General features: G+C 51.6%; 7 protein-coding genes. 1 reads left to right on the top strand and 6 read right to left on the bottom strand.

All coding sequences use genetic code 11. The features are described from left to right. Nucleotides 1-181: 181 nt before the first annotated feature. The 6 genes from EJQ19_RS14395 to EJQ19_RS14420 all read right to left on the bottom strand — a co-directional run bounded on the left by EJQ19_RS14395 (nucleotide 182) and on the right by EJQ19_RS14420 (nucleotide 4,807). Nucleotides 182-637 carry a GNAT family N-acetyltransferase gene (locus EJQ19_RS14395; protein WP_126141930.1) on the bottom strand — a complete coding sequence of 152 codons (456 nt, stop codon included), beginning with the start codon at nucleotides 635-637 and terminating at the stop codon, nucleotides 182-184. Between the two features lie 107 nt (nucleotides 638-744). Continuing rightward, a complete protein-coding gene (locus EJQ19_RS14400; protein ID WP_126141931.1) occupies nucleotides 745-1,095 on the bottom strand; it encodes a VOC family protein in 351 nt (116 codons plus the stop codon). A gap of 74 nt (nucleotides 1,096-1,169) precedes the next feature. Then, a complete protein-coding gene (locus tag EJQ19_RS14405; protein ID WP_126141932.1) occupies nucleotides 1,170-1,919 on the bottom strand; it encodes a stalk domain-containing protein in 750 nt (249 codons plus the stop codon). Nucleotides 1,920-2,002: 83 nt separating this feature from the next. Continuing rightward, nucleotides 2,003-2,761, bottom strand: coding sequence for an anti-sigma factor (locus EJQ19_RS14410; protein WP_126141933.1), 759 nt, complete (start codon nucleotides 2,759-2,761; stop codon nucleotides 2,003-2,005). 4 nt (nucleotides 2,762-2,765) lie between these two features. Next, complete coding sequence (locus EJQ19_RS14415; RefSeq protein ID WP_126141934.1) at nucleotides 2,766-3,332, bottom strand: sigma-70 family RNA polymerase sigma factor; 567 nt, start codon at nucleotides 3,330-3,332, stop codon at nucleotides 2,766-2,768. A 113-nt stretch (nucleotides 3,333-3,445) separates the two neighbouring features. Then, on the bottom strand, nucleotides 3,446-4,807 hold the full coding sequence (locus tag EJQ19_RS14420; protein WP_126141935.1) for a hypothetical protein: 1,362 nt from the start codon (nucleotides 4,805-4,807) through the stop codon (nucleotides 3,446-3,448). Nucleotides 4,808-5,119: 312 nt separating this feature from the next. Between EJQ19_RS14420 and EJQ19_RS14425 the strand changes: the two genes are divergently transcribed. Further along, nucleotides 5,120-6,433 (top strand): oligosaccharide flippase family protein (locus tag EJQ19_RS14425; protein ID WP_241242907.1); only part of this gene is annotated, 1,314 nt, incomplete at its 3' end.

Below are 6,433 nucleotides of genomic sequence, written 5' to 3' on the forward strand. Positions count from 1 at the left end.
ATGCGACAAACGGTCATACGTGCCATTATATACCATAACAGGGTAAAAAAAATAGGTTCATAGACAAGTTTCATAGATTTTCTCTGATCATGCATAGGCATGACTTGTAGGTTGCGCTGAGAACGCAAAACAGCGGGGCAAGCCTCTGCGCTTGCTCCGCTACTTGTTTTCTTCTTCCCGCCTACAGGTTCAACGTCATAAACAAGCTGTTCGGGTCTTCGCTGTAATCAGCAAATGGCTCGCATTCCTTAAAGCCGAAGCTCTCGTAAAGTCTCACCGCCGGCGCAAAAGCTTCCATGGAACCGGTTTCCAGGTTCAACCGCTTGTAGCCGCGACTTTTCGCTTCGCTCACGATATGATCGAGCATGTATCTGGCTACGCCTTTGCGCAGATGCTGCGAGGCCGTCCGCATCGACTTTACTTCGCCCTCTTGCCGGCTCAGCTCTTTCAGCGCGCCAATACCGAGCAATTCGCCATGTTCCCAAACGGACCAGAATGTAATTTCCGGCTTTTTCAGCCCGTCAAGATTCAGGGCATGCACACTTTCCGGCGGTGATGAGGCGAACATGCCTTCCAAGTGTTCCGCTATTAGGGCAATCACTTCAGCGCCAGTCAAATCGTCTTTCTTAATGTCCATTGTTCCGCATGCCTCCACTTCCAGTACTCTCTGTATCATAGCGGACAACGGCTCATTTTGGAAAGCGAACCACTGCACTTTTGTAAACTTGCACAAACCTTCGCGCTTTAACAGTGAGCAAGCAAGTTAATCAGCTTTCCAAAAGGATCGCGGACATAGAAACGCCTTACGCCCCACGGTTCATTCACCGGCCCGTATTCAATCGGAATCCCTGCGCGCCGGATTCTGTCATGCGCCTCGTCAAGGTCGTCGACTTCAATCGATAGATCCGGTACAAGTGTTGAAGAACCTCCCTCCGAAGCGAAGCTAATCTGAACATCCATTGTTTCGTGTGAGCCATAAGTGGTAATCCAACCATGATCCATCAACACATCAAGGCCGAGCACTTCCTCATAAAAATGTTTTGCTGCGGTTGTATCCTGTGCTTCAATATTGCAGACAATTCGTTTGACCTTCATGTTCAACCTCCTAGAATCGTCTTCGCTTTCTTGAGGCTGGGCGTATCTCACCAGGAGACCCATGGGATTTGTTTTTATTTTACGGTAATTTTCCCCTTCATGAAATCCTTATGGGGCTCGCAGAAGTAGGTATACACGCCAGGCTGCGTGAGCGTAACACTTTCGGACTCTCCTGCCCCAAGCAGAGCCGTGTGAAAGCTGCCATCATCAGCTACCGCATTGTGCTTCACCGCGTCTTTATTCGTGAACACAATCGTCGATCCCGCCTCAACAGTGATGTCGGTGTCGCTGAAAGCGAAGCCCTGCATGTTAATGTAGTATGTCTTGGCAACGGATTGATCCGAACCCGTAACGAGATTCACAGTTCTTGTCGCACTGTCGTACTGAACGGTAACACCGAACACTTCCGCCAGAAAACGGGAATGCACAAACGTTGTACTGTTGATGAGCTGAGCCGGCCCGACCATGGTCACCTGCGTGCCATCCACATCGGCAGCAGAGGAGCCGATTGACAGCTTGACCGTCTTCCCGCCTTTCGTAACGGTTACCGTCTGCGATGACGCTTCGTAGCCCACTTCTGCGCCGATTCCTTCGGCAAAGGCTCGATATGGCACAAAAAGCGAGTCATCGATCAGATACGACTCATCGAGCGCCAGCGGACTGCCGTTCAACGTAATGGTCATATCCGATTTGACTTGCTCGGCGGACGCCATAAGGCTGCCCCCCATCGGCATCGGCATGCTGTGATCAGCAGCGGCAGCCGGAACGGCCAGCGCAGCCAGTAAACTACTGCCGATGATCCATGCGGCAATGTGTTTCTTCATTGCAATTCCTCCTTCATGATCGTCAAATTGATCTCTCGACCAAGTAAACGCTGAAAGCAAGAATTCGGTTTGATGAAACTTTGCTATGTGCCCAAAATTTTTTTGCCCCGTGGCGCGCTTCCATTCGGATCCGGTTCCAGCGTTACGCCAAAGGAATCGATGCGAAGCTCCTTGCTTTTGACTGGAATCCTATACGTCAACAATCCGGCTCCCTGGCCGTCGACACGCAGCGTGCCGCAATTGTAGCGCTTCCCGCTCCGGTTGTACCATACTTGATAGGTCCAATCGCCTTCAGTTGGCTTTAGTCCCTGCAAATTAATGACAACATTATGAGTATCTCCGTTCTGCAGCACCCACACGGTCCCGGATGCCGTCGGCATCGTATCCTCAACGGATTTCAGTTGGTACGTGGAGACGATCTCGGCAGGCTGGTTCAAGGCTGCGCTGCTGATCGCTTCCGGCACAAGCGGCTTGCTATGCCACCAAATGCCTGCAGCGAACCCGATGACAATAGCGGCAGCGCTCGTATACACCCAGGTATACGTTCGCTTCTTGTTGGACCCGATCTGTCCGGTTTGAGACCAATCTCTTTGCTCATTGCGGGAAGGTTCCGCCTGCGGCCTGGTAGCCGCCATGACCTCCGCTTTCAAATCAGCGGGTACTTCCACTTTCTCGATCTCGAACGGCAATGCCTCCCACACTTCGCTCAGCTCCTTTAATTCTTCCCGGCAGGTGACACACGTGCGAAGATGCCGTTCGAAGGCGGCACGTTCCCATTCTGTGCATTCGCCGGTCAAGTAATTGATCAGATAGCTGCAATCCACGATTTCGCGTTCTTCCATCACGTCATCCCTCCCTCAACGTTGTCAAATGCTTTCGAAGAATTTTCAAGCCTTGATGCAGGCGGCTTTTCACAGTGCCGATCGGTTCATTTGTACGGACGGCGATTTCGCTTAGCGTATAACCCTGCCAATACATCCAATGGATTAATTGAATTTGACTTTCAGATAAGTGCACATAAGCTTTCTGAATTTGCTCGCCAAGCCATTTGCTCGACATCGCAGCATCCGGCTCGGGAGCGGTGGAGACGAACGCCTCTTCCCAATGGCTGCGGTCCAGGTGCAGATTTTGATCTTCCTTTCGCTTCTTGCGAAGGCAGTCAATCGTCACATTGCGTGTGACCGTAATGATCCAATTGACGAACGCGCCTTTAGCGGGGTCATATCCTTTCTGTGTTGTCCATAACCGCGTAAATACAAGCTGAACAATTTCTCTAGCCGTTTGTTCTTCTTTGGCTGACTTCAGAGCAAAGGAGTACACCAGCTTCGCATAACGGTCGTAAAGTTCTTCCAAGGCGGGGTGATGCTTATTCATCACCAGCTTCATAAGCTCCCCATCCGTTCGATTGCGCATTGTTTCCGACACCCCGAATCGACAATGACATGGTTTTCTCTTCTACCTTAGCGGCAGCGGATCCGCTTGGCAATAGCACATTTCGAGGATTAAGCAGAGGTTCGGAGCGAATCCTACTTCGACGTTTTTACCGCAGCGTTCTCGGCTTTCGTTCCCGCAAACTTGGCAGGCTCAACGACATACCACACATGCCCGACATCCTGCCCCGTCGTATCCCCCCTGAGCTTGTCGCCGACCCAATAGTACAGCGGGAACCCTTTATAAGTCGTTTGCAGCGTCCCGTTCGAACGAACCAAAGTTCCAAAATCCGCTAGATCAACACCAGCCGGAGCTGAAAGGGACGAAGAGTAAAAGACAGGCCATTTGTCCAAACATTTTCCTTCACAATTGCTTACCCCCTTCGTATCCTGCTCGTAGTAATAAAGCGTCATACCGTTTGCATCGGTCAAATAGTTGCCTAGCTCAGGCTTCGTCCCGATCGCGACTCCGCCGCCGGACGGCTGAACGGTGAACCAAACCTGATTTACGTTGTTCCCCAGCGTATCTCCCGGTTTGGTATCCTTCACAAAGAAATACAGAGGCCACCCCTTGTACGTCACCTGCTTCTTACCGTTTGTCCGGGTGAAGCCGCTGAAATCCGAGGCTTGAAATTGAGCTGGTACAATAAAGTGATCGCTGCTGTAAACCGGCCAGTTCGCCAAGCATTGACCGGTACAAGCATTTGGATCCGCAACATCTTTGCTAAAATAATATAACGTCATGCCCTTCTCATCCGTCAAATAGCTGCCTGTGGCATCGCTTTGCATCAGCCTGAGCGTCGGCTTCTGAAGATCGGCAAGAATGGCGGGATCAAGCTTGCCCTTCTCGGCAAGCAAGCTGCCAAGCGTTGCCTTGCCGCCCTTCGTCGGCAATCGAAGCGCTTCCAGCGTTCCGCTGACGATATGTACATTTTTCAAATCCGACTGCTTGGCTAGGCTTGTTAATCCGATCTTCGCTGCAAAATCTCTCACATTCGCGAATTCAAAATCCACGCCTTGCCGGTAGCCAAGCGCCTCCAGCAGCACCTTGTCATACTCTCCGGCAGTCAGTCCCGCGAGCGGGTTAAACAGCTGTCCGCTTGCACCTTCCCACCCCAGTTCCGGATGCGCGCTCAAGTACCCGAGGATGGCTTGATTCTCCTTGGACAGTCCGCTTGCATCCTGAAAATGGCTCGCACCGCGATAACTCAGTGCTTCACTTTCGAGCCCCTGCAAGCGAAGCGACATGATCGCGCCCTGAAGACGGGTAGCCGCTTTATTCAAATATGCTGCGGTTACTCCGTTTCCTTCCCCTTGCACGATGCCTAACTGAGCGGCAACATCCGAATCGCTTTGAACGTTCAGCGGTTCGGCGGCAGATGCTGCAGATGTTGTCATTCCTCCGATAACGCCAAGCAAAAACAGCGACAAATATCCTGCTCGTTTAACCATTCCCATATATAGTTGCCTCCTTTATTGGTCTACCTAAGGTAACGCGTATCCTTTGTAAACGGTTTGAAGGCATCTCCCAAAATTTTAAAAATAAAAAAACGCAGCAGAAGCAAGCCCTGCGGCTTGCTTTACGCCTTTCCTGTAAGCGGCATATCGTCATATTTCTCTTACATGAAATCGGAGTCCCATGCATCCTTGGAATTGCTTTCATATGCTTCGCTTTTCTCTTTTTTCTTGGTTTGTCAAGCGGATAAGCGTCTGATACCCTGTGAATTAAAGACAACGCTAGATCTCACCTATGGAAAAGAGGCCGACCCCGTGCTTACCAATCGTATCAAGCTGACTGAAACCCAGCAATTTCTGCTTCGGAACGTGTCCATCATCGGACTTGGACTCTTTATCAACCAGATGCTGCAAACCGTAGGCAGCATCGTGCTCGCTCGGGAGTTGAACGATCCCGACAAGTTCGGCGAAGTCAATTTGCTTCTTCAAATTTTCGGCATGGCCTCTCTTTTTCTCAATTTCGGCTTTAATTCCTCCCTCATTTACGCCTTCTCGCGAAAGCCGCTGGAAGCGGTTCAAATGAACTTTCGCGTGGCGTTCGCAGGCAGCACGATGTTCGGCTTGTTGTTCGGTATCCTGCTGTGCGCGCTGGCTCCCGTGCTAGCCAATTACTACCATCTGCCGGCGCTGCGAGGCGCCATTATGCTCAGCGCGATCATGTTTATTTTTAACTCCATGCTCAATATCGGTGTAGCCTCTTTTTCCGGCAACCGGGATTTCGGAACGCAGGCTTTCTTTATGGTCACGACGACGGCGCTGTCTACGCTTGGCATGATTCTTGGCGTCCTGCTGCCGCCAGGTCCGTTGAATCTGCTTGAAAATATTTCTCTCTGGATGGGCGTAGGCGCTTTGCTGACAGCCTTTATTATTTGCCTGAAAGTTGAACGTGTGCATAAACCGAAATGGTTCGGAGCCCTTCCAATGCAAGAGGTCCGCAGCATGCTTGCCTACGGGCTCCCCTCCTGGGCAGGCAATATAGCAAAGGCGTTCCAGCAGCCTTTTCTCGTCATGATGGTGGGGTCCAGCTCCGTGCTGGCGGTCGGCTATTTGGCGAACGGATTCCGCATTACCGGATTCATCGGCATCATCACCTGGGCATTCATGATCGTCACCCTGCCCTTCGTTGCCGAAAGCGCACAAGACCGGGAAGAAAGCAAACGGCGCGGCACGAGCTGCATTCGGTATAACAACCTGCTCCTGTATCCGCTGACTGCGCTGATCTGCCTGTTCCCTGATCAAATCAACGGTTTTCTGTTCGGAAACAGCTACACGACCGGCGATTCGGCGACTTACATCCGCTTGATGGCGCTTGGCGTGCTGTTCTCTTCTGTCGGACGGCTCGGCGGAAGCATTATGGCGGGGATTGGCAAAACGAAGTCCAACTTCTGGGTCATGATCGCAGCCGGGATTTTCGTCGTCATCTTCGTTCCGTTAGTGGCGGCGAAAAGTGCTGTGCTGGCCGTCTGGATCTATACTGGGGGCTGGGCGGTGTCGGCGCTGACGATGGTCGGCTTTTACTATGCGGAAAAGTTTCCGATGGACTGGTGGAACTGTCTCTTATACACATCT

It is taken from the genome of Paenibacillus whitsoniae, from assembly GCF_003955665.1.
GTDB lineage: Bacteria > Bacillota > Bacilli > Paenibacillales > NBRC-103111 > Paenibacillus_E > Paenibacillus_E whitsoniae.